The sequence below is a fragment of the Mesorhizobium sp. M2E.F.Ca.ET.219.01.1.1 genome, from assembly GCF_004016445.2.
Taxonomy (GTDB): domain Bacteria; phylum Pseudomonadota; class Alphaproteobacteria; order Rhizobiales; family Rhizobiaceae; genus Mesorhizobium.
On sequence record NZ_SADT02000006.1, the window covers coordinates 202,928 to 229,761 of the forward strand.

The following is a 26,834-nucleotide window of genomic DNA, read 5'->3' on the forward strand; positions in this document are numbered from 1 at the left end:
CCCACCCGCGTAACTCCCCGTTGCGCCAAAGAGCTCTTTCTGGCTGCCCAATCCGACCGGTTGCTTCCGGCCTTCCTTACCCATGCAGACTATGACAGGAACAATTTGCGACTCTATTAAGGCGGGCTGACCGGAGCAAGGCCCGGCAGGTATGGTTTCCAAGGATTTTACGAGATCGACTCTGCCATGCTGCGTCGCACACTGCGGCTTGGCCGGCTATTCAATGCCGCTCTTTTCGTTGCAGTAAAACTCAGGCCTTTGAATAGTATTTTACCCGAATAACTTACCATCGCGAGTGCTTCCGGCGGCACGCAACCGCGTTTCTGCTGCAGCAAAGAACGCACTGTCCAAAAAAGGCCCAAAAGGCGGACTACATTTTCCTGGTTTTCTCTCACCTTGTCACAAACGTGCCACAAAGGCGAAAATTTGGGCAGGGAAGGTTTATTATTTAGTCAATTCATGACGTGAACATTTCAGCGCGATGGGAAATTGTGTGTTGCGCTGCAGCATTTTTTTGATATCTTGGCGTAAACCATCCGTTCAACGTATGGAGCTTCTGCATGAGGGATGTCGCCAAGTCGGCTAATGCGGGTTTTGCGCAGGTCGGCGTTGATTTTCCACCCCCCATCGGCGGTCTGCTCAAACGCAGCTTCGATATCGTCGGTTCCCTATCCGGGCTGGTTCTGCTCAGCCCGCTTTTCCTGATGGTCGCCTTGCTGGTCAAGCTTTCGGACAACGGTCCGATCTTCTATGGCCACAAGCGAATCGGGCGTGGCGGCAGGATTTTCTCCTGCCTCAAATTCCGCACCATGGTGCCGGACGGCGAGCGGGTGCTTGCCGCCTATCTGGCGGCCAATCCGGAAGCCAACGCCGAATGGATCGCGACGCGCAAGCTGAAGAACGATCCACGCGTCACCCGCGTCGGCGCGGTGCTTCGCAAGCTCAGCCTCGACGAGCTGCCGCAGATCCTCAACATCCTGCAAGGCGACATGAGCCTTGTCGGCCCGCGCCCGGTCGTGCGCGACGAGCTGGAAATCTATGGCAGCGCAGCCGTCTATTACCTCAAGTCACGTCCGGGTCTCACCGGGCTGTGGCAGGTGAGCGGCCGCAACGACGTATCCTATGACACGCGGGTCGCCTTCGATCGCCACTATGTCGAGAACTGGTCGTTGTTCGAGGACATTCGCATCATCTTCAAGACAGTTCCGGCCGTGTGGATGTCGCGCGGCAGCTATTGACCGGAACTATCGACCAACAGGCCTGGCCCGCGGCAACTGGGGCAGGCATCCGGCAGTGATCTCATTCGGGCGGATGGGGCCAAAGCGGATCGGAAACGTTCATTTGACAAAAGACCTCTTCGGACTGTCTTTCGCCTGCAGTCTCATGCCAAGGACATCAGCCCGCTTCGCGGGCGTTTTGCTTGCAGCCTCGCTTGCCATGCCGCAACTGGCTGCCGCCGGCGACTATCAGCTCGGCCCGCAGGACAAGCTCAACATCCGCGTCGCCGAATGGCAGACGGTTGACGGCACGTTCCGCGACTGGTCGGCCATCAATGGCGAGTATTCGGTCGGCCCGGCGGGAACGCTCTCGGTGCCGTTCGTCGGCGACATGCAGGCCGCCGGCAAAACGACGGCGGAGATCGCTTCGGCGATCGGGCTTGCGCTGCAGCGTAAGCTAGCGCTGCCCGACAAGCCGGAAGCCTCGGTCGAGATGGCGCAGTTCCGGCCATTCTACATTTCAGGCGAAGTCCAGAATCCCGGCCAGTTTCCCTTCGTGCCCGATCTGACGGTGCTCAAGGCAGTCAGCATCGCCGGTGGCATAAGGCACAATGCCGACTATGGTCCTCAGATCGAAAAGGATCTGATCACCGCCAAGGGCAGCTATGACATCTATGATGACCAGCGCTTGCGGCTGATGGTCAAGCGAGCCCGCATCGACGCCGACCTGGCCGGGAAAACGACGTTCGAGGTGCCTCAGGAAATCCAGGGTGATTCGAGATTGCCGACCATCGTCGCGGACGAAACGGCGATCCTGGTTTCCGACCAGAAGTCGCTGAAGCTGAAGCTCGATGCGCTCGACCAGTTGAAGGGTGTTCTGCAGTCGGAAATCGAATCGCTGCAAAAGAAGATCGCCAACCAGCAGAAGCAGGTCGACCTGGCGGAGCAGCAGGCAAACAGCATCGGCCCGCTGGCACAGAAAGGCCTGATTGCCAATGCGCGATTGCTTTCCTCGCAGCAGACGGTCACCGACCTGCAAGGCAAGATCCTGGACTATGAGACGGCCATCCTCACCGCCAAGCAGTCAATCAGCAAGGCAGAGCAGGACGCCATCGATGCCCGTAACACACTGAGTTCGAGCCTCACTGCCGACCGGCAGCAAACGGAGGCAAACCTGAACGAGGCAGGCTTGAGGGTCGGCATGCAGAAGGGCTTGATCGCCCAGGCGTCGGATCCGGCAACGACTGCCGCCCTCACCGGCAATCAAGAACCGCCCCTGCTCTATTCGCTGGTGCGGGTTGCAGACGGCAAGACGAGCGAGATCGAAGCCAAGGAAGACACGCCTGTGCTGCCGGGCGACGTGATCAAGGTGAAGCTCGCGCCGACGGCCAGCCAGTAGCGTCGCCGGCCCGGGCTTGCGCGAAGCGAATCGAGGAACGGAGGCGGGAGGAACACGTCAGGCTCGTTCGCGCACGAACGCGAGCGGGCGATCTGTTTTGGACCGCTTGAAGGCATAACATGCAGCCCGCAGCCCCGCGTCACGTGTATCTGAACCTCGACGCCATCCGCGGCGTGGCGGCGATCAGCGTCATGCTCTACCACTTCTCGCCGTTCCTGGCCGACGGCAAGGTGCTGCCGTCGAGCTATCTCGCGGTCGATCTGTTCTTCCTGCTCAGCGGCTTCGTCATCGCGCATGCCTATGACCGCAAGATCGAGAACGGCATGGGCTTCGGCTCGTTCGTGGCGATCCGCCTGATCCGGCTTTATCCGCTTTACCTCGCCGGCACGCTGCTCGGCTTCTTCTACCTGCTGGTCAAGAACAGGCTGATGCCGGCCGAGTACATGCCGCTGTCCGAGATCGGCCTGCAACTGACGACAGGCATGTTCTTCATCCCGCTGGTGAGCGACGCCTATCACACGATCTTCCCGCTCAACCCCGCTTCGTGGTCGCTGTTCTTCGAGCTGATCGTCAACATCGCCTATGTCGCGGTGTTCGTCCTTTTGTCGCGGCGCGTGCTGACGGGAATCGTTGTCGTCAGCCTCGTCTTGCTGGTTGTCGCCTCGGTTTTCGCCGGCACGCTGGATTTCGGTATGACCGGCAAGACCATCGTCAGCGGGCTGCCGCGTGTCACCCTCTCGTTCTTCCTCGGCGTGCTGCTTTGCCGCTCCATGGCGCGCTGGCAAGGCAGCCTCGGCTTCCTGCGGCGCGGCTTGTGGGTCGAGGGCGCGATCCTGCTCACACTTGCCGTCTTCGCCATCGCACCAGCCGGCGGCGCGCGCGTCGTCTACGATCTTGCCGCAATCGTCATCGTCTTTCCGATCATGGTGGCGACCGGCGCGGTGGCACCGACCGCGCCGCTTCTGTCCGGCTTCTATGGCTGGCTCGGGCGGATCTCCTACCCGATCTACATCATCCACACGCCGATGCTGATGATCATCGCCGGAGCCGGCAAGGCCTTCTCGATCGATCCGTTCGCGCATCATCCCTGGTTCGGTATCGTTATGGCGGTCTCCGTCGTCGTCATCGCGGACATTGCCACGCGCGTTTATGACGAGCCGGTGCGGCGCTTCCTGCAGCGGCAGATGCAGCGCGCGCGAGCCGTGGCTTAGCGCGGCTCACTCAAGAAGGACTCAACGGACAAAATCCGGTATGAAGATTCCGAAATCCATTCTGATCGATCCCGATCGCAACGAGACCTACGGCGCCTTCGCGGTCGTGGTTTCCGTGATCGCCTTCGCCTATTCGCCCAATTTCGGCCAGATCCTGATCCTCGCCTACTATGCCGTCTGGCTGCCGCTGCTGTTCGTCGACTACCGGCGCTTCACCTGGAGGCTTTCCACCGCCTGGCTGCCCATCACGCTTGCGGTCTATGTCTGCCTCTCGGTGTTCTGGTCCCAGGCGGCGGGCACCAGCGCGCGCGCGGCGGTGCAATATTCCTCGCATATCGCCTGCGCCTATGTCGCGGCGCGCACCGTCAGCGTGCGCACGCTGGTGGTGGGCTCGCTGATCGGTATCTTCGTCGTTCTGCTCTATTCAATGAAAGTCGGCGGTTATGCGCTCGACATCATGGACGGCACAGTCAATTTCGTCGGCGCCTTTGGTTCCAAGAACCAGGTCGGCTTTTTCGCCTCGCTGGGCATCTTCCTTTGCCTTGCCTTCCTGGCCTTCTATCGGCGCAATTGGCTTGGCTTCGCCTGGACCGCGCCAATCATGCTTTTGTCGGTCTACATGCTGGCAATCGCCCATTCGGCGACGTCCGTGGCTTCGCTGCCAGCCGTGATCGGCGTCGTGTCGCTGCTAACCATGAGCAAGGTGCTGGCGCTGCGGTATCGCCGCGTGCTGTTCGTTATCGGCGCCGGCGCGCTGGTGATGTCCGTCGTGGCAGCGCTCAACCTGGGCCTGCTGGATGTCGTGCTCGGCATCTTCGGCAAGGATTCGACACTCACCGGCCGCACCTATCTGTGGGAGCAGGGCTGGGAGGCGGCGCAGCAGCATCCGCTGCTCGGCTATGGCTACGCCGCCTACTGGGTGCAGGGTTTTGCCGATCCGGAGCGGCTGTGGGCGGAATTCTATATCTCGACCCGCTCGGGCTTCCACTTCCACAACACCTATATCGAGACCCTGGTCGAAATCGGCTTCATCGGTGTCACCCTGCTGGCGCTTGTCATCCTGCGCGCTTTCTACGGCCATGTGTCGAAAGTGGTGTTCGGCGACTGGAGCGCCGATTCGGTGGTGCTTGCCGGCGCGATCGGACTGATGCTGATCCGCTCCTTCTTCGAGGTCGAGATGCTCGGCCCTTACTTCATGGCGTCCTTCATCGTCTATTACGGCCTGTTCAGGCTGACCCCGGCTTACCGGCGCCGCAGGGTGGCCGTTCCGGCCGAGGACGAGAGGCCTGCCAATGGCCGCGTCCCAGCGCCGGTCTGATCACCGGGAGGCAGCCGCGGAGCGCGCGACGGCGGCCTGGATGAGCCGGTCGGCCAGGATCGCCAGGAAGGCGATCGACAGGCCGGCGATCAGGCCCATGCCGGCATCGGCCTTGCCGAGCGCGACATAGACCGCCTGGCCAAGATCGCGCGTGCCGACAAGGGCGGCGATGGCCAGCATCGAGAGCGCCGCCATGATGGTCTGGTTGAGGCCGAGCATCACGACCGGCAAAGCGAGCGGCAGCTTGGCCTGCAGCAGCGTCTGCAGCGGCGTCGCGCCCATCTGCTCGACCGCCTCGACGACGTCGGCGCGAACATGCCTGAGCCCATGCTCGACATAACGAATCGGCGGCACGATGGCGTAGAGCGTGATGGCGATCAGCGCCGTGAACTCGCCGACCTTGAAGAACATCAGCGCCGGGATGAGGAAGACGAATTGCGGCATGGTCTGCAGCGCGTCGCAGATCGGCTTCAGAAGACGAGAGACCCGCTCACTATGCGCGGCCCAAACACCAAGCGCGCCGCCGACCAGAAGGCAAAGCAGGACGGCCAGCGTGCAGAGATAGAGCGACTGCACCAGCTGCGGCCAAAGGCCGTTGACCAGGATCAGCCCGAAGCCCGCAACCGCGAAGAGGCCGAGCCGCGGCCCGCCCACCTGGCCGGCAAGCAAGGCGACGGCAAGGATGAAGACAGGCCAGGGCAGATCCAGAAAGCCGGTGTAGAGAACAAGGCCGGCGGCCAGCACGGCGACCGCCGCCCGCCAGCCAAGTCGGCGCGCAGCCAGAACGGCCAAGGCCAACACCAGGACGACATAGACGGCCAGCGCCGATGGCGGGAGCGAGAAACCCCACATTGCCGGTGTCGCCGAGCCGGAAATGCCGACGCGCATCGGCAGAAGCAGGCAGTAGAGCACCGCGTTGCGCACGCCGTTGAAGAACCAGGCATAGTCACGCACCAGCCCCAGCAGCCATTGGTTGACGGCGCCCATCTGCATGCGCAGCCCGGTCTCCGGCAGAAGCGTTGCATCGGGCGCGGCGAGCCGGATGACGACGGCGAGAGCCAGCGCGATCGCCAGCGACAGGGCCAGCCGGCGCGGCGTCATCCACCGCATGGCGCGCGTCGGTCCGGTCTTGGGCGCCTTGGCGAAGCCGATGGTGAGGCGGTCGATGAGGATGGCGAGCAGCGCGATCACCAGGCCGGAGAGGATGCTCTGGCCGAACTCGGCCTTGCGCATCGAGGACAGAACTTCCCAGCCGATATCCTCGAAGCCGCCGATGATGGCGGCGACAATCACCATCGACAGCGCCGCCATCGTCGTCTGGTTGAAACCGACGAGAAGCTGCGGCAGCGCCGTCGGCACCTCGACCTGCCAGAATTGCTGGCGGCGCGTGCAGCCGCTCATCAAGCCGGCCTCGCTGATCGCCGCCGGCACACGCTCCAAGCCGAGCATGGTGTTTCGGACCATCGGCGGCGTCGCATAGATCGCCGAGGCAATCAGCCCGACCACAGGACCGAAGCCGAACAGCAGGAGCAGCGGGATGAGATAGGCGAAGGCCGGCACCGTCTGCATCAGGTCGAGCGCGCCGTTGAGCACCGGACGCCAGCGCGGGCGAGCGTAACCCAGAACGCCAAGCAGGAAGCCGAGCACGATCGAGATCGGCACCGCCAGGAGCACCAGCGCAAGCGTGTTCATGCTCTGCGGCCAGTAGCCGGCGAGCAGGATATAGGCGAGCGTGGCCAGCGCGAAGATCGCCAGCCGCTCGCCGCTCGACTTCAGCGCAAGGGCGGCGACCGCCAGCATCACGGCCGGCCAGGGCAGCCAGGCGAGCGCCAGCCGCGCGCCGCGCATCGGCGCATCGAGCAAGGCGGAGAGCGCCCGGAACCCCGGCTGGATGACGGCGACGACCACGTCGGCCACGGCGTTGATGTAGGAAGCCAGCGGCAGCGTCCATTCCTTGGGGAAATTGACCAGCCAGGGAAGCTCGGTTTTCAGAAGCAGGCAAAGCGCCGTCAGCACGGCCAGCGCGCACCAGGGAACAAGGGCCGGCGCGATGGCGAACCTTTGCGCGGATGGTGCGATCGCGGCCGGCGCCGTCATGAGCTTTTTCGCCTCGCCTGTTCGCGCTCCAGCACCGCAAGCACCGCGCCGGCGCTGAGCACCGCCGGCGGATTGTCGCCGTCGCCGGTAACGGCGAACGCGCCGACACCGGAGGCGAGCTGCGGGATCAACGCTTCGAGGCTGGTGTCGGCGGCGACGCTGCGCTCCGGCAGCGCCGCGCCATTGGCCGGCGTGGCGATGTCGCCGGCGGTGATCACGCGCAGCAGAGGCATGTCCTCGGTGAACTGCGCGACATAGTCGTCGGCCGGGTTGAGCACGATGTCGGCGGGGCGGCCGATCTGCACGATCTTGCCGCCCCGCATGATCGCCAGCCGGTCGGCCAGGCGGAAGGCCTCGGCGATATCGTGGGTGATGAAGATGATGGTCTTCTTCAGCATGCGCTGCAGGCGCAGGAACTCGTCCTGCATCTGCTTGCGGATCAGCGGATCGAGCGCGGAGAACGGCTCGTCGAGGAACCAGAGCTCCGGGCCCACCGCCAGCGAACGTGCGATGCCGACGCGCTGCTGCTGCCCGCCGGAGAGCTGGTGCGGGAAGGACGCCTCGCGGCCTTCGAGCCCGACCAGCGCGATCATCTCGCGGGCGCGGGCCTCGCGCTCCTTCGCCGGCTTGCCCTGGATCTTCAGCGGGAAGGCGACATTGTCCAATACGCTCAGATGCGGCAGCAGGCCGAAATTCTGGAACACCATGCCCATGGCGTGGCGGCGCAGCTCGATGAGCTCCTTGCCGCTGGCGGTGAGCAGATTCCTGCCGTCGAGCAGGATTTCGCCGGCGCTCGGCTCGACCAGGCGCGACAGGCAGCGCACCAGGGTCGACTTGCCGGAGCCCGACAGGCCCATGATGACGAAGATCTCGCCGGTCGCCACCTCGAAGCTGGCATCGACCACCGCCGGCAGATGCGCTTCCGCACGCAGACGCTCTGCCAGCGCATCGGGGTCGATCACATAGCCGCGCGAGTCGAAATAATAGGAGGGGCGCCGGCCGTAGACCTTCCAGACATTGCGGCACGCAAGCTTTATCGGGCGTGAGGCGGCGGTCATCGGAGCCATCCATGCGACTTGCTTGCCCGGCTTCGCGCGCCGCGGAAGCCGGGCATCGATTGCCTTTCAGCCTTTTCGAGGCATCGGGTCGATCAGCCCTTGGCGCCGTCGACCCAGGGCTTCCACACCGCCTCGTTCTTGTCGATCCAGGCCTTGACCACGGCGTCGAGGTCCTCGCCCTTCTTGTCGACGGCAAGCATCATCTTCTCCTGCTCGCCGGCGTCCATCTTGAAGGCCTTGAGGAAGGCGTAGGCCGCCGGCCATTTGGCGCCGAAGCCCGACCAGACGATCTTGTCGACATCCGGCGGGGTGATGCAGTGCTCGTTGGTCTGCTCCTTGCAGGGCGGCATGGTGACCCAGCCGACGTCGTTTTCGGCAAGCGCATAGTGCGGGCCCCAGAACATCATCACCAGCGGCGTCTTGGCCGCCTCGGCGGCTTCGAGCTCGGCCACGAGCGCACCCTCGGAACCGGAGGGAACGGCGGTGTACTGCATGTTGTTGTCGGCAAGGATCGTGGCGGCCCGCGAGCCCCAGTCGGCCGGATAGTCGAGGAAGCGCGCGTTGGGCGCGGTTTCTGGCGTCGACAGCGCCTTGATACAGTCCGGCTTGTTGAGCGCCGTCCAGTCGGGCAGGCCGGGACAGACCGTCTCCATAAATTTCGGGTAGATCCAGCCCTCACGCGTCTTCAGGTCGAGCTTGCCGATATCCTCGATCTGCTTGGCGGCGAGCGTCTTCGGATAGATGTCGCCGACATTGTTCATCCAAACCTCGACCGAGGCGCTGAGCGAGCCGTCGGCGAGACCAGAGAACTGCGGGAAGTTGCCCGCCGTCACATACTCGACCTTGTAGCCGAGCTTTTCGAGAAGCTGTCCGGCGATGTGGGTGGAGACATGCGCGCCGGTCCATTCCAGCATCGCAAGCTTGATCGGCTCGTCCTTGGCGCCGAGATCGGCGGCGGCGACCGGCGCGCTGGCGGCAAACATCAACGCCAGGCCAATGCCTGCATTTCTTACTCTGTTGATCGTCTTCGGCATGATGGTTCCCCTGTCTGGATGTTATGGTTCAGGTTTCATCCGTGATGGCGAGGCTGCCGCTAGCCTCTCCTGCGTTCCGCGCGCCACTCCCCTGGCCGCCGGAAAATTCCATTACCGCCCAAAGCTGATGACGTACCTCCCTTTCGACTGGCCCCGTTCGAGAGCGACAAGTGCTGCCGACACGTCTTCCAGCCAGATGACCTCGACCGTCGTTTCAAGCGGCTTATCCGCGTGCATGGCGACCAGCTCGCGCATCTCCTGCCTTGTGCCGACGCTGGTGCCGGTGATGACGACGCCGGTGGCCGTCAGCCATTCCTGGACGAGCGGCACCGGCTGGAAGACCATGGCCGCGGCGATGATCCTGCCGCGCGGCCGGATGCCCGCGACCATCGCGTCCCAGGTGGCGGTGGTCGGGGCGAAATTGATGCAGGCGTGGTATTTTTCGCCCGTCGCCGCCAGCCGCGAGGGCACGTCCGAGTCGGCGATTTCGGTTTCCGCCGCACCGTAGCGGCGGGCGATCTCCAGCTTCGCCGGATCGCGATCGACCGCGAGCACGCTGACGCCGAGCCGGCTGGCGATCTGCACCGCATAAAGGCCGAGGCCGCCGCAGCCGAAGACGATGCATTTTTCGCCGGCTTTCAAGCCGGCCCGCTTCACCGCGCCATAGGCGGTGATGCCGGCGCACATCACCGGCGCGGTGGTCACCGGATCGATGGCTTCGGGAAGCGCCACCGCGAAGCCCGCGTCGCAGACGACATATTCGGCAAAGGCGCCGGGTACGTTCAAGCCATGCGCGCGATGGTGCTGGCAAAAGGATTCGTAGCCATCCAGGCATTCGTCGCACCGGCGGCAGGTGTCGTGGATCCAAGGCACGCCGGCCCGGTCGCCGAGCGACCAGCCGCCGACGCCCTCGCCGATCGCCTCGACGCGACCGATGCCCTCATGACCTATGACGAAGGGTGAAGGCGCGTGCGGCGGAACGCTTTCGCCACGCCAGATATGCACGTCGGTATGGCAGACGCCGCAAGCCTGCAGCCGCACCAATATCTGACCGGGGCCGGCGACGGGACGCGGCACGGTGGTGACGTCGAGCGGCTCGCCGTATCTGCCCAGGACCGCGGCCCGCATCATTTGTGTGTGCGACGTCATCAATAGTCCGTTCGGCATCTGCTTGCCTTCGCAGCGTAGGCCTGCCAAAATCATATGACAATACAAAAATTTGTTAGAGCGTACAAAATTTTCGTCGGATATACGAAACCCATGGCGACCAGGACGAAGAAACAACGCACCCGCATCGAGGACATCAGGCGGGTCGAGCTGATCGAGGCGGCGCATCGCATCTTCCTGCGTGACGGGCTGAAGGGCCTGACGACGACCCGTATCTGCCATGAGGCCGGCATGTCGCAGGGCATCCTGACCTATTATTTCAAGGATAAGGACCAGGTGCTGTTCGAGATGGTGCGCTACGCCAACCGTGTCCTGATGGACGCGGTGGTGGTCAATCTGCGCCAGGCCGAGACCCGATGGGATCGCCTGACGGCGATCGTCGACGGCAATTTCCCGGAACAAAAGTTCGAGCGCAACACGGCCAATGCCTGGGTGTCGTTCTATGCGGAAGCCGCGCACAACCCGCGTTACGCGGGGCTGCAGGAGCTGTTCTATAAACGCCTGCGGTCGAATATCGGCTCGGCGCTTTCGCCGCTGTGGTCGAGAGAGGAAATCGACCATTTCGTGCGCGGCTTCGCCGCGATGCTCGACGGTTTCTGGCTGCGGCGCGGCCATTCCGACGACGCCATTTCGCATCTGGAGGCGCGGGCGCTGCTTGTCGAATATTCGGAAAAGATGCTTGGCCCGGGCATGGTGTCGAAGCTGAAAAGGCTTCAGCTGCAGGCGGCGTGACGTTTTGGAAGGCATCGCCGGCAGCGAGCGGTTGCAGGCGCTCCTTGCCGGCGCGGGTTTCACCATAAAGCTCCGCCGGTGATCTGGATATTTTCCATGGTGATCCCCTTGGCAATATCCGAGCAGAGGAAGACCGCGAGCGCTGCAATCTCCTCAGGCTGCATCATGCGGCCTTGCGGATTGCCCTTCCTGAACTCGTCCATCAATTCCTCGGCGCTGCGGCCTTTGCCCTCGCGCTCGACCACTTGCGCCACATTGCGGCGCATCAGCTCGGTCTCTACCCAGGTCGGGCTGATCATGACGCAGGTGACGCCGTGTGCCGCGCCTTCGAGCGCGACGCAGCGTGTCAGGCCGAGCAGGCCGGCTTTTGAGGCGCAATAGGCGGGATTGTCCTTCCAGCCGACGGAAGCCGCCGTCGAGCCGATGTTGACGATGCGGCCCCAGCCGCGCCCGATCATGCCGGGCAGGACCGCGCGGGTCGTACGGAACGCCCCGGTGAGGTTGGTATCGACGATCTTGGCCCAGAGCTCGTCGGAATGGCCGCAGACCGGCTGTTCGGCGGTGGTGCCCGCGGCGTTGACCAGGATGCCTGCCGGGCCGATCGCCGCCTGGGCTTCGGCGAAGAAGAGGTCGGTGAGGTCACTATCACGTACGTCGAGATGCGCGGCATGCACCCTGGTGCCGTGCGCGGCGAGCGACGACTTAACACGCTCGATCTCGTCGGCGCCGGGATAATAGGCGGCGTCCACCCTGCCCGTCTGCGGCGGCGCCACATAGGAGCCGACGGCGACATTGGCGCCAGCCTTGGCGAGCGCCGTTGCTATCGCAAAGCCCATGCCGGAAAAGCCGCCGGTGACGATAGCGCTGCGGCCGGTGAGATTGGTCATCGCAAACGCGCTCCGTGTTCACACTGCAAGATAGCCTCCATCGACCACCATTTCGGAGCCGGTAACGAATTTCGATTCATCCGAGGCCAGATAGAGGACCATGTAGGCGATGTCGTTCGGCTCGCCGAGTAAGCCGATCGGATGACGCGACAGCGCCTTGGCCTTCTCCTGCTCCAGCGCGCCGAGGTCGCGCAGATAATTCTCGGTCTGCGGCGTCCAGATATAGCCTGGATGGATGGAATTGCAGCGGATGCCGTAGCGCTGCTCGGCGCAATGCACCGCGACCGCCTTGGTCAAGGTGCGCACGCCGCCCTTGGAGGCGCAGTAGGCGGCAAGCTCCGCCTCGCCGATGATGCCGTCTATGGAGGAGAGATTGATGATCGATCCGCCGCCGGATTTCTTCATCAATTTGATGCCTGCCTGGCAGCCGAGGAAGACGCCGTCGAGATTGACCGCCATGGTGCGCCGCCATTCGGCTAAAGTCGTGTCCTCGACGTTTTTGGCAATCGCAATGCCGGCATTGTTGACCAGCACATCGAGCCGCCCGAAGCGCTGCTCGATCGCCGCCATGACGGACGACCAATCCTCGGGCTTCGAGACATCGTGGCGTAGCGCCAATGCCTCGCCGCCCGCCTTGACGATCTCCGCCGCCGTATTGCCGGCGCGGCTCTCGTCGATGTCGCTGACGACCAGCCTGGCGCCTTCCGATGCCAGCAAGAGCGACGACGCCCGTCCGAGGCCGAGACCGGCCCCGGTAACGAGCGCCACCTTGCCTGCGACGCGGCCCATTGCGGCATCAGTCTCCCTTGTTCAACGGCTCCAGCGGCTTGCCAAGCCAATCGCGGTAGAACCCTTCCAGATCGGGCTCGAAATCATGCACGATCGGATAACCAGGCGCCGCCGCTTCGACCTCGTGCAGCGTGCCGCATTCGGGGCAGATGAATTCGCGGATTTCCATCCAGTCCGGATCCGGCAGGTCGCTGTTGGGATAGATTTCGCGCAGCGTCTCCTCGCTGTCGCGCACGATGATCGCGGCCTTCAGTTTCCAGTTCTTGCGATAGTCGCCGAAGGAGTGGCCGCATTCGCATTTCGTCACGCGCTCGTTGCCGCTCTGGCAGATGAAGAGGTGGTCGCCAACTGGCAGCAGGATCGGATCCTTCCAGCCGACGCGGTCCTGCAGCACCGCGACATATTTGAAGAAGCGATCATCGTCCTTGTAGGCGCTCATGATGCGGCGCGTCTGCGGCCAGGGCAGCGTGCCGGCGACCAGATCGGCAATGACTTCCTTGCTGTATGAGGCCATGGTCTTACTCCGCGCCGAAGGTCGATTTGGCGTCGACATCCCAGAAGGTCGAAAAGTCTTTTGCGAAGCGCGGCGAAAGCTTGATCGCGCTGGCATACATCTTCTTCACCTCGGGCGCGAAATCGGCCGCCTTCACCCGTTCACGCTCCTTGGCGATCCACTCCGAAACCGGTTTCGCGCGCGCCAGGCGCTTTGCACGCATTTCGGCGCGATGGCGTTTGGTGGCTTCCAGGTTGGCGACCGGAAAACCCTGCTCATCCTCGTCGAGGACGATGCCGAAGATGCCTTCGGCGGCTTCCTTGGTCAGAAAACCGTTCTCGACATCCCAAGCGGTCTTGACCGGATCACGCTCCAGCACGTCGCCGTAGCCGCCGCCACCATTGTAGGAATGGGTGAAGACATCGCCGGTCTTATGCGGCGCGGTGATATAGGGCCCTTCCATCGTCACATGCTCGCCTTCGAGGCGCACTTCCAGTTCCGAACGATACGGGTTGGTGCCCGTGTGGTGGGCCAGCGGCGCACCGTTCTCGGCCAGTTCGAAGATGTTCGAATCGCGCACGGCGCGATGCTTCTGGCAGGTCGGCGCCGGATAGCCGCCGCACAGCCCGCCATTGTCGAAGACGCGCGAGGAGTGCTCGGACGTGACCAGCCTGAGATGATGGGTCTTGGAAACCAGCCAGGTCGACAGGAAGGAGCAGCCGCCGCGATATTTGCCGGCGCCGCCGGAGTTGGGAACGATCGACCTGCCGATATAGAGCATCGGCATGTTCTGCTCCCAGATCTCGATATTGCCCATGTCGGATTCCGGGTTCCAGCCGACATAGGCGGTGTCCAAACCATCCTTGATGGCCAGGGCGCCGGAGCCGGCGGCGGCGCATTCGAAATGCGCCATGCCGAAGGGCGTGCCGTACTGGCTGGTGCCCCCCATCTCGATCATCGGGCTGTTGACCTGGCCGACAAAGGCTTCCTCGACGAAGCCGCGCGCGATGAAGGAGCGCGACAAGAGCCGCTGGAAGACGCCGTAGGCCGGAAGTAGCAGCGCCCAGGAGGTGGCCGTCGCCACCATCTCGTTGTCCGGGTTGGTCCAGGTGCCGTGCGGCAGCTTCAGCTCGGTGGCCATCCAGGCACCGTCGTTGACCAGGCCCTCGAAATTCATGTGCTGGGTCAGCGTCACGAACATGCCGCCATCCATGCCGGCCGGCGTGCAGTTCATCGAATGGTAGCCCCAGGGCTGCGTGCCCTCGAAGTCCATGATGATCTTGCCATCCGAGGTGATCTCCATCTCGATCGGGATGTTGTAGAGCCAGTCGGGATCGCCGAGCGGCTGGTAGCCCGGCTTGCCGGCGGTGACATGGCCGTAGAAGGCATGGCCGCGATAGATGCCGGGCACGGTGAGCTGGCGCGTCCGCGCAAGCTGGGCGCGGCGGCCTTCCTCGATAAATTCCTTCGATACCTGCATCCAGTAATCGAGGCCGATCTCGTCGATCAGCGCCTTAACGCTCTCGCGCATGTCGATGCACGACGCCACCTTTGCCTTCTCGTCCAGCACCCAGTAGATCGGCATGCGTAGATTACGCTCGCAGCGGATGACATAGTCGCGCCGAAGCTCGTCATTCTCGCCGACCTTCTCGGCGCAGACGAACAGGCCTTCGGTGAAGCGCTCCTGGGCCAGCGCCACGTCGCCGCCGGGCGTGATGCCACCGGCCTCCAACTCGTGGCAGACGGCGCCCGCCCAGCCGACCAGCTTGCGGGAATGGAAGATCGGCACCACGTCCATCACATCCGGCACCTGGACGGTGCCGATGAAGGCGTCGTTGTTGGCAAAAATGTCGCCGTCGCGGATCTGCGGGTTTTCCTCGTAGCCGTTGCGGATCATCCATTTGATGAAGCGGCTCATCGTGTGCACATGCACCATGATGCCGTTGGAGAGCGCGATAGCATCGCCTTCCGGCGTGTAGATGGCGACGACCATCTCGCCGACCTCGCGCACGCCGGGCGAGGCGGAGATGCGGCGCGCCATCTCGCGCGCCGACACGCAATAGGCTCGCAATTTGGTGTGCAGCGTCTCGAATTTCAGCGGATCCTGGTTGCGCAGGTGAAGCTCGGTGATGCCGTCATAGCAGCCGGTCTCGTCCATCAGCCGCTCGGATTCGAGCAGCCTTTCGCGGATGCGGAGCGCAGAGGCGGGTTTGTCCAGCATGGCGTTCGCCCTTCTCAAGCGTGGGTGTAGTGGAGCAGCGTCCATTCATCGACATGGACGCGATCCTGCGGGTGGACGACGAGCGTGGTCGCCGGGTGTTCGATAATCGCCGGGCCGATGACCTCGTGGCCAGGCTGCAGCAAATCCATCTCGTAGAGATTGGCCTTGTGCCAGCGGCTGCCGATATAGGCCTCGCGCACGCCCTTATGGGCCGATGCCGGATCGGATTTGCCGAGCGGACGCTTGATCAGCATCGGCTTGACCTTGTCGGCGGTGGCGATCAGGCCCAGCTCGGTGATCGAGAAGCCGGCCTCGCCGTAGCGCGAGACACGATGATTGACCTTGGCATAGACCGCCTCGAACTCGGCGATGACCTTGCGCATGTCGTCGGCCGAACGAACCGCAGAGAGCGGAGCCATGACCTCGACGTCCTCGAGCTGGCCGGTGTAGCGCATCATCAGGAACGGCACGGTCTTGATCCTGGAGAGCGCGTGGCCGTCGGCGATCATCTCATCGACCGCGGCCTTGGTCAGGTCATCCCAGACGCTCGTGACTTTCGCACCGAAAGCCTGCAGCTCGTCGTTGCTGGCCCGCGCGCCGATGTCGATCTGCGTCGACACCGAATGGCGGCGCATGAAATCGGCGGTGGTGCAGCCGAAGGCCGAGAAGGCGGCGGCGAACTGGAAGGTGATGATGTCCTTGAAGCCGATGCCCCTGGAACAGCCGGCCAGATGCAGCGGCCCCGAGCCGCCATAGGACAAAAGCGTGAATTCCGACGGGTGGATTCCTTGTCCGGAGATGACGCGGCGCAACGCGTTGTTGGCGTCGGCCTCGAGCATGTCGATCATGCCTTCGGCGGCTTCCTCGACGCCGACGCCGAGCACGCGGGCGCATTTCTCCTCGAAGGCTTTGCGCGCTTTCTCGACCTGCAGCACGACCTTGCCGCCAAGGAAGTAATGCGGGTTCAGCCGGCCGAGGATGGCATCGCAGTCGGCGATGGTCGGCTCCGTTCCGCCTTTGGCGAAGCAGATCGGGCCGGGATCGGAACCGGCGCTTTCCGGCCCGAGCGACACTTTCCGGGTCAGCGGGTCGACCTTGAGGATCATGCCGGCGCCGGCACCGATCGTGTCGAGATGCAGCGTCGGCACGTTGAGCTTGAAGCGGTCCATCAGCGGCTCGTTCTCGATCCGCGTCTGGCCGCGCGTGATGACGCCCATGTCGAAGGACGTGCCACCCATGTCCGAGCAGATCAGCGAATCGTTGCCGATCAGCTTGCCGACATAGGCCGCGCCCAGGATGCCGCCGATCGGCCCGGAGATCATCGTCTCGTGCAGGCGCGGATGGTTGATCGAGGTCAGGCCGCCGAAGGAGAGCAGCGTCTGCACGCCGTATTTGAAGCCGTATTTCTTCGAGACATCCTCGATGCCTTTGAGCTGCTTGCGGCCGCGCGAGGTGGCGTAGGCCTCGATCAGCACCGAGTTCAGCCGCGACTGCTCGCGGATAACCGGACGCACCTCATGGCTGGTGTAGACGAGGATGTCGGCGCCGGCTGCGGCGATCTGCTCGCGGCAGATCTCGGCGATGCGCTTCTCATGCACCGGATTGACGTGGGAGAAAACGGTCATGATACAGATCGCCTCGACCTTGTCGGCGATCAGCTTCCTGGCTGCCGCATGCACCTCGTGCTCGTAGAGCGGCAGGATGATGTCGCCGAACTGGTCGATACGCTCGGTGACGCCGTGGGTGCGGCGGCGCGGCACCAGCGGATCGGGATGGTGATGGGTGACGGCATGCAGGCGGTCGGCATAGGAATAATCGGCCCAGGCCTGCAGGCCGCGGCCCATCAGGATCATGTCCTCGAGGCCCTTGGTGGTGATCAGCCCGAGCTTGCGGCCGGTGCGCGACAGCAACGTGTTGAGCATGCCGGTGCCGGAATAGAGCACGACGTTGACGCCGGAGAACAGGTCCTGCAGCGAGATGCCCCAGGCGTCCGCCGCGTCCTCCGCCGAAGCCAGGAAGCCCTCGGCCTCGTTCTTCGGCGTCGTCGCCGACTTGCCGATCTTGAAGTGACCGTCCTGATCGACAAGGATCGTATCGGTCATGGTGCCGCCGGCGTCGATACCGATGACGATTGGGTTGGTGGTGATCTGGTCCACGGGTCGCTTTCCCTTGCCGAGAGTGACCGCAGGCTAGATTCGTCTGGCCCGATAGCGCCATATGCCTAAAGACACAATGACCGGGCGGCGCGGTTCGCCGAGAAAAGGGCATGCGCATGGGCACTATCTGGGCGCCGCTGGCCAGGGCGATCGCCGCCACCGGCACCGACCGGCATGTCGACTGCCTGATCGACCTGATCGGCGCCGACATCGCGCATGACCTGGTGACGGTGACGCGCTATTCGGCGACCAGAACGCCGGAATTCGTCAAGCACAGGCGCTTCTCGGACGAGATGGTGCGGCGCTATCTCGACAACTACTACGTCTTCGACCCCTTCTACGCTTCGTGGCGCAGCCACCGCCGGCTCGGCATCATGCCGCTCAAGGGACTGGCCGACGAGGAAGCCAAGCGCGGCCAGTACATAGCCGGCTTCCTGGCGCAGTCGGAGATCTGCGACGAGGTCGGCATCATGCTGGCCGACGGCGGCGACTGGTGCCTCGGCATCTTCCTCGACCGCTCGACCGTGTCGTTCAAGGACGCAGAGATCGCGCTGCTCACGGAGCGGCTGCCGGTGTTCGAGGCGCTGCATGCGCTGGACATCAAGGCGCGCGGTTCAGACTTTTCACGCACCTCGGCGCCGAGCGGCCCAGGCGCCTCGCCGCAGCAGACGCCGAGCATTCCGGGCAGCCTGTGGCCCGAGCTGTCGCTGCGCGAGCGCGAACTGGTGCAGCTGATCCTGGCCGGCCATCCGACCGCCAACATCGCCGAGCGGCTCGGCATCACCGTCGGCACGGTGAAGAACCACCGCCGCCGCATCTATGAAAAGCTCGACATCACGACGGAGCGCGAATTGTTCCTGCAGTTCTTCCAGCACCGGATGGAGGTGTAGCCGGCAGTGGTGTTTCGATTATGTAATCGGGGCGCTGTTTCTGCGTGCATGGATCGCAGCAACGTGATGAAGAACCGGCACGGCTCCTCATCCGGTGCTTGACGAGGATGCCGCAGGCTAAAAAAGATCGAGCCGAAAATTCCATGGGAGATACAGGTGAATGCAGCCCGGGGAGTTGAGCGAATACGCCGCAAGGCTGCGGGAGCGCGGCTATATATGCCTGCCGCTGCGTGCCGGCGGCAAGCATCTCGACCTCGCGGCCATGGAGTATGATCCGCTGCATCTGCGGACGTTGCGCAAGGATTTGAAGGAACTGGCCTTCACCTCCACTACCTTCCAACTGGCACAGCGGCCGCCAGGCAGCGGCGACATCGCGCGCTGGTTTCGCGGCTTTGCCGGCAATGTCGGCATCCTGGGAGGGTTTTCCAACCTGATGATCCTCGATTTCGACGACGACGCCGGCTACCGAGCCTGGCTGGCTGATCACAAGGCGATCGTGAGCGCTACGCCGATGGCAAGATCGCCGGGCGGGTTTCATGTCTATCTGAGGACGCGCGAGCCGACGGTCTCCTCCAGCCTGCATTTCGGCTTGCGCCGGGTCGGTCACGTCAAGGCGCTCGGCGGCTATGTGGTCGGGCCCCCTTCTGTGCTCAGGGACGGTTCCTGCTACAGCTGGGTGAAAGGCCAGTCGCCATTCGATATCGAGCCGCAGGTCGTCGATGGTCTTGGCAGTCTTTCGCTGCGCCCGGTATCGATGCTCAAGCACCATTATGACCGCCTGCTCAAGCGCGGCTTCTTCGAACGGCAATGAACGGCCCAGCGCATGACGGCTGAGATCAGCGTCGTTATTCCGGCAAGAAACGCGGCCGCAACGATCGAGGCGGCTCTGAGCAGCCTTCTGTCCGACAAGCCGGTTATCCGCCAGATCCTGGTGATAGACGACGGCTCGGATGACCGCACGGCCGAGGTGGCGATGGAAAGCGCACGCCGCCTTGGCCTGCCGCTGGATGTGGTGAGCGTTCGCCTGGGCAGCGCGGGCGCCGCGCGCAATGTCGGCATCGAGCGGGCAGGCGGCACATCCATCTTCTTCCTCGACGCCGACGACGAGGTGATGCCCGGCGGCCTGTCGCTGCTGGGCTCGGCGCTGGCAGGCCAGCCTCGCGCCGGCCTTGCCGTCGGGGCCAGCGTACGGCGCGCGCAGGGCCGGCCGGACAAGCTCAAGACGCCACATGGCTATGGTCCCGACAGGCGGCAGAACACGCGCCGATACCTGCGCAACGAATTATGGCCGATCGCGATGGGAAGCGCGCTGGTTGCCGGTTGGGCCACAGCCGGCATCCGCTTTCCGGAAGCCATCGGCCTCGACGAGGACACCTGCTACTGGGCGGCGCTGCTGGCGCTCGCCGAAGTCGTCGCGATCGAGACGCCGGTGCTCCTCTATCACCACAATGAGGAGCGGATGGCGCGCCGCTTCATAACCGCGCCGCGCAAGACGTTCCTCGCCATAGCGCGCGAACTCGACAGCCTCGAAGCCGCCGGCGTCGGGCGGGACGCGTTGCAATGGCGAAAGGCCTGGATAGCGCAGCGCATCGCCCGCCAGCTCATCAAGCACAGGATGTTCGCGGACGCCGCCGGCATGATGCGCGCGGTCAAGGCGCATCGGGAATTTGGCCGGAGCTGGAAGGCGGCTCAATATGTGGCGAGGATCCGGTTCGGGCGGCTGGCCGGGAACAGGCCGCATATATCTGTCGTTCCGGCGGCGCCCCGACGCACGCTGTTCGTCAGCTTCGATCCTGCCTACCCGCCCGCCTCCGGCGCCGATCTCAGGACCTTCGGCAATGCCGTCGCGGCCGCCGAAATCGGGCCCGTGCGCCTTGCCTCGGTGAGACCTGCCGGCTTGCTGCAGCCATCCGGCCTCGACATCCGCGTGGTCTCATTGACCACGGAAGCCGACAAGCGATCGCATTCGCTCGGCTGGCGACGGATCAAGGGCGAGAACCGGATTCCGCGTCCGGCGCTCGCCCGGCTCAAAGCCCTGGCGCGCGAGTTCCGTCCGGACACGATCGTCGTCGAAAGCGTACCGCTGTTCAAGCTGCTGCAGCCTCTGCGGCCGCTGACCAGGCGGCTCATTCTCGACATGCACAATGTCGAGTCCGATCTCGCCGCCCAGACGCCCGGCAATGCCCCGTCGGCCGTGTCGCCCGGGATAAGGCAGCTGGAGCGAAGGGCGGCGGCGATCGTCGACCGCATCTGGGTCTGTTCGAAGCTGGACCGCGAGCGGCTCAAGGCGATAACCGCGCATGAAACGCCGGTCGATATCGTGCCGAACGGGATTCCGCGCGCCAAAGGGACGTCCGAGCTGCTGCCTCCATCGCCCGGGACGTCCGACGGATTTCCGATTATCCTCTTTGTTGGCCATCTCGGCTATCATCCCAACATCGATGCCGCTGAACGCCTGGCCCGCATCATCCTGCCGCGGATCCGACAGGCCTTGCCGGCCGCGCGGCTCATCCTAGCCGGTCGTTCGCCCGATCCGGCCGTCCGTATCCTGGCCCAACTCGATGGCGTCGTCCTGATCGAAAACCCCGACGATGTCGGTCCCCTGCTGTCGGCAGCGCATCTTTGCATCGTCCCGCTCAGGAGCGGGGGCGGCACGCGCATCAAGATCCTGGAAGCGATGGCCGCGGGTGTTCCGGTGATCGCGACGCCGCTGGCGGCCGAAGGGCTCGACCTCGCCGGCGGTGAAGACCTGCTTCTGTCCGACACCGACGAAGGACTGGCCGACCTCGCGGTCGCACTCTGTTCCGACCCGGCCCGCATGGCCAGATTGCGTGCCCGCGCCCATGATACCGCATGGTCCCGCTTCGGACCTCAGGCAATCCGCGAAGCCGTTCGCCACGGCCTGGGACTGGACGGAACCAGCCGATGAACCGCCGCACAACGAGCCTTACATGATCCCCAAGATCCTGCACCAGACCTGGAAGACCGACCAGATCCCGACCCGATTCCAGGCTTATATCGAGAGCTGGAAGCGGCACCATCCGGACTGGACGATGATGTTCTGGAACGATCGTCAGCTGCTCGAGTTCGTCGCGCGGCATTATCCTGACTTCCTGCCGACCTTTTGCAGTTACGAGAGCGGCGTGCTGAGGGCGGATGCCGGACGGTACCTGCTTCTGCATCATTTCGGCGGGGTCTACGCCGATATCGATTGCGAATGCGTGGCGCCGTTCGATCCGCTGGCCAGCGAGGACCGGATCGTTTTCTGCAAGGAGCCGGATACGCATGCACGTGTGCAGGCCGATTTCCGCCGGCTGCCCTATCTTCTGTTCAACGGCACGATCGCCAGCCCGCCCGGCCATCCCTTCTGGCTTCACCTCCTGTCCTTCCTGCCGGGGCTCGCCCAGGCCAAGGAAGCCATCGACGCGACGGGCCCCTGCGTGATGACTTCGGCGCAGCTCAGCTATGGCGATCAATCCGCCTTCGCCATCCATCCTTCGGCGCTGTTCGCGCCGGTCGACTCGGCTGGGCGCAGGGGCGACGATGGGACGCCGACCCTTTCCATCCACCATTGGGCCGGCACATGGTGGACACGCGCTCCGGCGCCGGGCTGGCGAGACAATCTCCGCACGCATGCCTACCGATCCTGGCACCATCTGACACGCGGCGCTCATCTAAGCGAAGCAGCCGCCAGGCAGGGCGTGAGCCAGGCGGCCCTCGCGGCGCCGATCCCGTCGGGTGGCAATGTCGCCATCCTGGTGCCGTTGCGCGACGCGGCCGATCATATCCAGCCCTTCCTCGATGCCGTCGCCGCGCTCGACTACCCGAAGGACAGGATCAAGCTGGTCTTTTGCGAGGGCGACAGCGTGGACGGAAGCTGGGAGCGGTTGCAGCAGGCCGTGGCGCCGCTGGCCGGCGCCTATCGGGACGTGATTCTGCTGCAGAAGCAGACAGGCGTCCGGCTCGACCGGACGGAGCGCGCCAAGCGAGGCCTGCAGCGCGTGAGGCGCGGCGCCATCGCGAAGGTGCGAAACCACCTGATCGACCGCGGCCTCGACACGAGCGACGACTGGGCGTTGTGGGTCGATATCGACGTGTGGCGATTTCCCCGCGATATCTTGAGCCGGCTTATCGAAAGCGGGAATCGCATCGTGGTCCCAAACTGCGTCAAGATAGCCGGCGGCGACAGTTTCGACCTCAACAGCTTCGTCAGCGTGCGCAAAGAGAAGGATTATCGCTACTATCGCCAGATACGCGGCGGCATCTACCAGCCCGCCGTGCACTCCTATTCCCGCCTGCATCTCAGCGACGTCAGACATCTCGACAGCATCGGCCTCGACGGGGTCGGCGGGACGATGCTTTTGGTCGACGCGGCCTTGCATCGCGGCGGGCTTCGCTTTCCGGAAATCCCCTATCGCGACCTGATCGAGACGGAGGCCTTTGGCGTGCTGGCCAACGACCTTGGTATCCGGCCGGTGGGTCTGCCCAAGCTCGAAATCCTGCACGTGCCGTGGTGAACGCCCATGTTACATCGGCCTGCCGCGGCGGGCAGCCAGCCAACGGCGCCACCTGTTACGCAGAAACGCCTTGCGACCAAACGGCAGCGAGGGTTTGCCAGGCGGCTGGGGCGCGCCGTGCTGCGTCAGGCGCTGAGTGACGAGCCGAGCGAGCCGACAGAGCGGAGGCGTGTCAAGGCTGGCAATCTGGGCTGCCAGTTTCTCGGGCAGCGGGTTCGATCGCCAGGCAAGATAGGCTGCATAGGCCTGGGGTGTCTCGATGAGATGGCGGAGATAGGCCGCGAGTTCCGCCGGTGTGCTGAAGGAGGCGGCATCGATAAAGGAATTGTCGGGGGCGAAGTCGGCGGCATTGGGCGCGCCGAGATAGACCGGCACCGTGCCGGCCTCCAACGGATCGAACATCTTCTCGGTGACGTAGTCCGGCGCGATCGAATTCTCCAGCGCCAGGCAGAAGCGATAGCGGCCAATGGTCTCGAGCTTGGTCTGCCGGCCGAGATCAGGGCCTATGATCTCGCGGTTGGGCCGGTAGCGACCGTAGCAATCGACCGCGATGTGCCGGGACAGCTCGGCGATGAATGTATCACGCCCGCTCTTGTTGAAGCTCGATGACTGGAAATGCACCGCCGGGGCGCATTCGGTCTTAGGCGGTATCGGCACGTGGCGGGCGGCTTCCCACCAGCTTGCTTGCGGCAGATAAGGCCTCCAGACGTCCGCGCCGGTTTCATAGGTCATGGCGACATCGAAGTGCCGCGTGACGGCCGCATCGGCCATGACGGGATAATTGACGACGCTCTCCATCGACCATGCAACCCAGAGCTGGCCAGGATATTTGTAGGCATCGCCGGCTTCGCGAAAATTCGGCAGATGGAAGACCACGGCGTCGGCCTCAGCAAGCCGCCGCCGGTCGTTGGTCCATTCGACGGGCACGGAGCATCGCGGTATGGCCGCGACGTCGACGGGTTTGTTGAAGTAGCGCGTCCAGAAGAGGATCAGCGGGGCATTTGACGGCATCAGGCTCTTCGGGTCAGATGACGCACCGTCTTACGACTTTCCCGACTGTTGGGAAAGCACAGCTGCCTTTGCCGGGGGCTCAGTCGTGCAGGTCCCGCGAAATCGCCGGCCCGATGGCGAAATCGGAAAACGTCACCTCGAATCCTTCGCGCCGCGGCGAGCAGCACATCATGCCGACATCGACCGATTTCGAGACCGGGAAATAGGCCAGCCGCACCGGCTTCCAACGGTCGTCGGCGGCATCCAGATATTGGATGCGGATCGCCTCGGCGTGACGCGTCAGGCGGATTCTGACGCCGTCCATGCCGGCGTTTCGCTGAGGCGCAGCATCAGCCCCGCCTGATCATAGACCACCTTGTAGTCGCCCTTGACGGTGACCTCGGCGGCGAAGTCACCCTCGACCGGGCGGTAGAGGAAATGGCCGTTGTCGCGCCAGAAGGCGTAAAAAGTCTCGCGCCAGAAATCCGTATCCTTGCCGGTGCGGATGGTGAGCGTGCCGTCGCCGAACACTTGGTGCGGCGGCGGGTTGAGCCATGTCATGTCGGCCACGCTCATCGATCTCCCGAATCGGATCAGCCGGCGAATGTATAGGCGGTCTTCACCGTGGTGTAGAACTCCATCGCGTAGCGGCCCTGCTCGCGCGGGCCGTAGCTCGAGCCCTTGCGGCCGCCGAACGGCACATGGAAGTCGACGCCCGCCGTCGGCAGGTTGACCATCACCATGCCGGCTTCGGAATTGCGCTTGAAATGCGTCGCATGCTTCAGGCTGGTCGTGCAGATGCCGGAGGTCAGGCCGAACGGCGTGTCGTTGGCGACAGCCAGCGCCTCGTCATAATCCTTGACGCGGATGACATTGGCGACCGGGCCAAAGATCTCCTCGCGCGAGATGCGCATGGCATTGTTGGAGCCGACAAACAGCGCCGGCTTCAGATAGAAGCCCGGCGTGCCGCGCTCCAGCCGCTCGCCGCCGAAGGCGAGCGTTGCGCCTTCCCTGACACCGATGGCGATATAATCTTCGTCCTGCTTCAGCTGCGTCTGGTCGACGACCGGGCCGATCTGGGTCTTGGCGTCCAGCGCATCGCCGATGACGAGCTTGTCCAGCCGCTCCTTCACGGCGTCTACGAAACGGTCGTGGATGCCGTCGGTAACGACCAGGCGTGACGATGCGGTGCAGCGCTGCCCGGTCGAGAAATAGGCGCCGTTGACGGCGCAGTCGACGGCGACCGCGAGGTCGGCATCGTCGAGCACGACGAGCGGGTTCTTGCCGCCCATTTCGAGCTGGAACTTGCGCATGTGCTCGACGCTTGCCGCGGCGACGCGCTTGCCCGTACCGACCGAGCCGGTGAAGGAGATGGCGTTGACGTCGGGACTGTCGAGCATCGCCTGGCCGACCACCGAGCCCTTGCCCATGACGAGGTTGAGCACGCCCTTGGGCAGGCCGGCGCGATGCAGGATGTCGACGATGGTCCAGGCGCTCTCAGGCACCAGCTCAGCCGGCTTGAAGACGATGGTGTTGCCGTAGGCCAGCGCCGGGGCGATCTTCCAGGCGGGAATGGCGATGGGGAAATTCCACGGCGTGATGATGCCGACCACGCCGACGCCCTCGCGGGTCATCTCGACGCCGACGCCGGGCCGCACGCTCGGCACCATCTCGCCCGACAGGCGCAGCGTCTCGCCGGCAAAGAAGTCGAAGATCTGCGCGGCGCGGATCGTCTCGCCGACACCCTCGGCCAATGTCTTGCCTTCCTCGCGCGCGAGCGAGCGGCCGATCTCATCCTTGCGCGCCATGATCTCGTCGGAGGTCTTCTTCAGCACGGCGTGGCGGGCCAGCGGGCCGGAGCGCGACCAGGCCGGAAAGGCTGTCTTGGCGGCGGCGATGGCCTGCTTTGCCTCCTCCGGCCCAGCCGAAGCGTATTCGCCGACAACGTCGTTGGTGTTCGACGGGTTGATGTTGCGCGAGCCGGCCTCGCCAAGCCACTCGCCGTCGATCAGGTTCTTGCGGTGCAGGGTCATCTTGTTTTTCCTTGGGTTTTGGTCGCGGCGACCTTTGGCCGGGTCAATTGTCAGACAAATGATATAGTGATTGTCCGGGAGGAGGTCTACCCGCGATCTTAAACCTAGAGCTGGTTCGCGTCAGGTCGAGAACGACCAGAACAGGCAGGCGAGCGTGACCGCGCCGAAGATGACGAAGAAAAGGCTTCTGAGCAGGACGTTGCGGCGAAGCTCGTTCATGGTGAGGTGCGCCGCCACGATAGCTGCGACGAACAGGAAGCGCCAGTTGAAGAGCGCCCAAAGCACCTCGTGCTGGCCGAAGGCCCATCTGGCGATCAGCGCGCCGACGAGGGTCGCGAACAGCATGATCGTCGCCCAGAAGATCGCGTCGGCGGCATGGGTCAGCACGATGCCGGCGGCGCGTATCGGCAGGACCATCATCAGCATGGCGCCGAAGAAATAGACGGCGGCAATCGCCAGGAACGAGCCGGCATCGGCAATGCCGTCGAGACGCTTCACGCCGAACGCGCCGTAAGGATAGCCGTGCCTGGCAACCGCCAAAGAGAGCGCCATCAGCAAGGCGCTCAGAACCGTTACCAGTGCGAATGTGCCGAGGGCCTTGCTCATGCCGTTCCCTGTCGAGACG

Annotated in this window: 21 protein-coding genes and 1 pseudogene; 9 read left to right on the forward strand and 13 right to left on the reverse strand. The window is 64.1% G+C overall.

Annotated elements, in window-relative coordinates:
* The first annotated feature begins 560 nt into the window (after nucleotides 1-560).
* From EN862_RS26905 to EN862_RS26920, 4 genes are all read left to right on the forward strand, one after another.
* The gene (locus EN862_RS26905; RefSeq protein WP_042645112.1) at nucleotides 561-1,238 is read left to right on the forward strand and encodes a sugar transferase; all 678 of its coding nucleotides are present in this window, start codon (nucleotides 561-563) and stop codon (nucleotides 1,236-1,238) included.
* A 145-nt stretch (nucleotides 1,239-1,383) separates the two neighbouring features.
* Complete coding sequence (locus EN862_RS26910) at nucleotides 1,384-2,616, forward strand: polysaccharide biosynthesis/export family protein (RefSeq protein WP_127866518.1); 1,233 nt, start codon at nucleotides 1,384-1,386, stop codon at nucleotides 2,614-2,616.
* A 119-nt stretch (nucleotides 2,617-2,735) separates the two neighbouring features.
* Nucleotides 2,736-3,827: an acyltransferase gene (locus EN862_RS26915; protein WP_127866519.1), complete on the forward strand. Its 1,092-nt coding sequence runs from the start codon at nucleotides 2,736-2,738 to the stop codon at nucleotides 3,825-3,827.
* 40 nt (nucleotides 3,828-3,867) lie between these two features.
* On the forward strand, nucleotides 3,868-5,145 hold the full coding sequence (locus EN862_RS26920) for an O-antigen ligase (RefSeq protein ID WP_127866520.1): 1,278 nt from the start codon (nucleotides 3,868-3,870) through the stop codon (nucleotides 5,143-5,145).
* On the opposite strand, the gene EN862_RS26925 is transcribed toward EN862_RS26920, so the two are convergent.
* The 4 genes from EN862_RS26925 to EN862_RS26940 all read right to left on the reverse strand — a co-directional run bounded on the left by EN862_RS26925 (nucleotide 5,146) and on the right by EN862_RS26940 (nucleotide 10,483).
* Nucleotides 5,146-7,242, reverse strand: coding sequence for an ABC transporter permease subunit (locus EN862_RS26925; protein ID WP_127866521.1), 2,097 nt, complete (start codon nucleotides 7,240-7,242; stop codon nucleotides 5,146-5,148).
* The gene (locus tag EN862_RS26930; RefSeq protein WP_127866522.1) at nucleotides 7,239-8,300 is read right to left on the reverse strand and encodes a betaine/proline/choline family ABC transporter ATP-binding protein; all 1,062 of its coding nucleotides are present in this window, start codon (nucleotides 8,298-8,300) and stop codon (nucleotides 7,239-7,241) included. Before EN862_RS26930 ends, EN862_RS26925 begins: the two co-directional genes overlap by 4 nt.
* A gap of 92 nt (nucleotides 8,301-8,392) precedes the next feature.
* Nucleotides 8,393-9,334 (reverse strand): ABC transporter substrate-binding protein, encoded by a 942-nt coding sequence (locus EN862_RS26935; protein WP_127866523.1) that lies wholly within the window; start codon nucleotides 9,332-9,334, stop codon nucleotides 8,393-8,395.
* 111 nt (nucleotides 9,335-9,445) lie between these two features.
* Nucleotides 9,446-10,483 (reverse strand): alcohol dehydrogenase catalytic domain-containing protein, encoded by a 1,038-nt coding sequence (locus EN862_RS26940; protein ID WP_127866524.1) that lies wholly within the window; start codon nucleotides 10,481-10,483, stop codon nucleotides 9,446-9,448.
* A gap of 111 nt (nucleotides 10,484-10,594) precedes the next feature.
* Between EN862_RS26940 and betI the strand changes: the two genes are divergently transcribed.
* Complete coding sequence (gene betI / locus EN862_RS26945) at nucleotides 10,595-11,233, forward strand: transcriptional regulator BetI (RefSeq protein ID WP_193771577.1); 639 nt, start codon at nucleotides 10,595-10,597, stop codon at nucleotides 11,231-11,233.
* A gap of 59 nt (nucleotides 11,234-11,292) precedes the next feature.
* Here betI and EN862_RS26950 read toward each other — a convergent pair whose 3' ends face one another.
* The 5 genes from EN862_RS26950 to EN862_RS26970 are packed head-to-tail and all read right to left on the reverse strand — an operon-like array spanning nucleotide 11,293 to nucleotide 17,779.
* Nucleotides 11,293-12,120 (reverse strand): SDR family oxidoreductase, encoded by an 828-nt coding sequence (locus tag EN862_RS26950; protein ID WP_127866526.1) that lies wholly within the window; start codon nucleotides 12,118-12,120, stop codon nucleotides 11,293-11,295.
* An 18-nt stretch (nucleotides 12,121-12,138) separates the two neighbouring features.
* Complete coding sequence (locus EN862_RS26955; protein WP_127866527.1) at nucleotides 12,139-12,909, reverse strand: glucose 1-dehydrogenase; 771 nt, start codon at nucleotides 12,907-12,909, stop codon at nucleotides 12,139-12,141.
* Nucleotides 12,910-12,916: 7 nt separating this feature from the next.
* Nucleotides 12,917-13,423 carry an acetone carboxylase subunit gamma gene (locus tag EN862_RS26960; RefSeq protein WP_127866528.1) on the reverse strand — a complete coding sequence of 169 codons (507 nt, stop codon included), beginning with the start codon at nucleotides 13,421-13,423 and terminating at the stop codon, nucleotides 12,917-12,919.
* A 4-nt stretch (nucleotides 13,424-13,427) separates the two neighbouring features.
* Nucleotides 13,428-15,623 carry a hydantoinase B/oxoprolinase family protein gene (locus EN862_RS26965; RefSeq protein ID WP_127866529.1) on the reverse strand — a complete coding sequence of 732 codons (2,196 nt, stop codon included), beginning with the start codon at nucleotides 15,621-15,623 and terminating at the stop codon, nucleotides 13,428-13,430.
* Between the two features lie 14 nt (nucleotides 15,624-15,637).
* Nucleotides 15,638-17,779 carry a hydantoinase/oxoprolinase family protein gene (locus EN862_RS26970; RefSeq protein WP_127866530.1) on the reverse strand — a complete coding sequence of 714 codons (2,142 nt, stop codon included), beginning with the start codon at nucleotides 17,777-17,779 and terminating at the stop codon, nucleotides 15,638-15,640.
* 110 nt (nucleotides 17,780-17,889) lie between these two features.
* On the opposite strand from EN862_RS26970, the gene EN862_RS26975 reads away from it, so the two are divergent.
* The 4 genes from EN862_RS26975 to EN862_RS26990 all read left to right on the forward strand — a co-directional run bounded on the left by EN862_RS26975 (nucleotide 17,890) and on the right by EN862_RS26990 (nucleotide 23,186).
* The gene (locus EN862_RS26975; RefSeq protein WP_127866531.1) at nucleotides 17,890-18,669 is read left to right on the forward strand and encodes a helix-turn-helix transcriptional regulator; all 780 of its coding nucleotides are present in this window, start codon (nucleotides 17,890-17,892) and stop codon (nucleotides 18,667-18,669) included.
* 160 nt (nucleotides 18,670-18,829) lie between these two features.
* The gene (locus EN862_RS26980) at nucleotides 18,830-19,480 is read left to right on the forward strand and encodes a bifunctional DNA primase/polymerase (protein ID WP_127866532.1); all 651 of its coding nucleotides are present in this window, start codon (nucleotides 18,830-18,832) and stop codon (nucleotides 19,478-19,480) included.
* Nucleotides 19,481-19,492: 12 nt separating this feature from the next.
* Complete coding sequence (locus EN862_RS26985) at nucleotides 19,493-21,598, forward strand: glycosyltransferase (RefSeq protein ID WP_127866533.1); 2,106 nt, start codon at nucleotides 19,493-19,495, stop codon at nucleotides 21,596-21,598.
* A 22-nt stretch (nucleotides 21,599-21,620) separates the two neighbouring features.
* Entirely contained in the window at nucleotides 21,621-23,186 is a 1,566-nt protein-coding gene (locus EN862_RS26990; protein WP_127866534.1) for a glycosyltransferase, read from the forward strand.
* Nucleotides 23,187-23,195: 9 nt separating this feature from the next.
* Here the strand turns inward: EN862_RS26990 and EN862_RS26995 are convergent, their stop codons facing one another.
* The 4 genes and pseudogenes from EN862_RS26995 to EN862_RS27010 form a co-directional block, all read right to left on the reverse strand.
* A complete protein-coding gene (locus EN862_RS26995) occupies nucleotides 23,196-24,197 on the reverse strand; it encodes a glycosyltransferase family 10 fucosyltransferase (protein WP_127866535.1) in 1,002 nt (333 codons plus the stop codon).
* 79 nt (nucleotides 24,198-24,276) lie between these two features.
* Nucleotides 24,277-24,752 (reverse strand): annotated as a pseudogene (locus EN862_RS27000) (DUF1349 domain-containing protein).
* 17 nt (nucleotides 24,753-24,769) lie between these two features.
* Nucleotides 24,770-26,209, reverse strand: coding sequence for an aldehyde dehydrogenase family protein (locus EN862_RS27005; RefSeq protein WP_127866536.1), 1,440 nt, complete (start codon nucleotides 26,207-26,209; stop codon nucleotides 24,770-24,772).
* A 120-nt stretch (nucleotides 26,210-26,329) separates the two neighbouring features.
* Nucleotides 26,330-26,815, reverse strand: a complete 486-nt coding sequence (locus tag EN862_RS27010) for a hypothetical protein (protein ID WP_127866537.1) — start codon at nucleotides 26,813-26,815, stop codon at nucleotides 26,330-26,332.
* Between the last annotated feature and the right edge of the window lie 19 nt (nucleotides 26,816-26,834).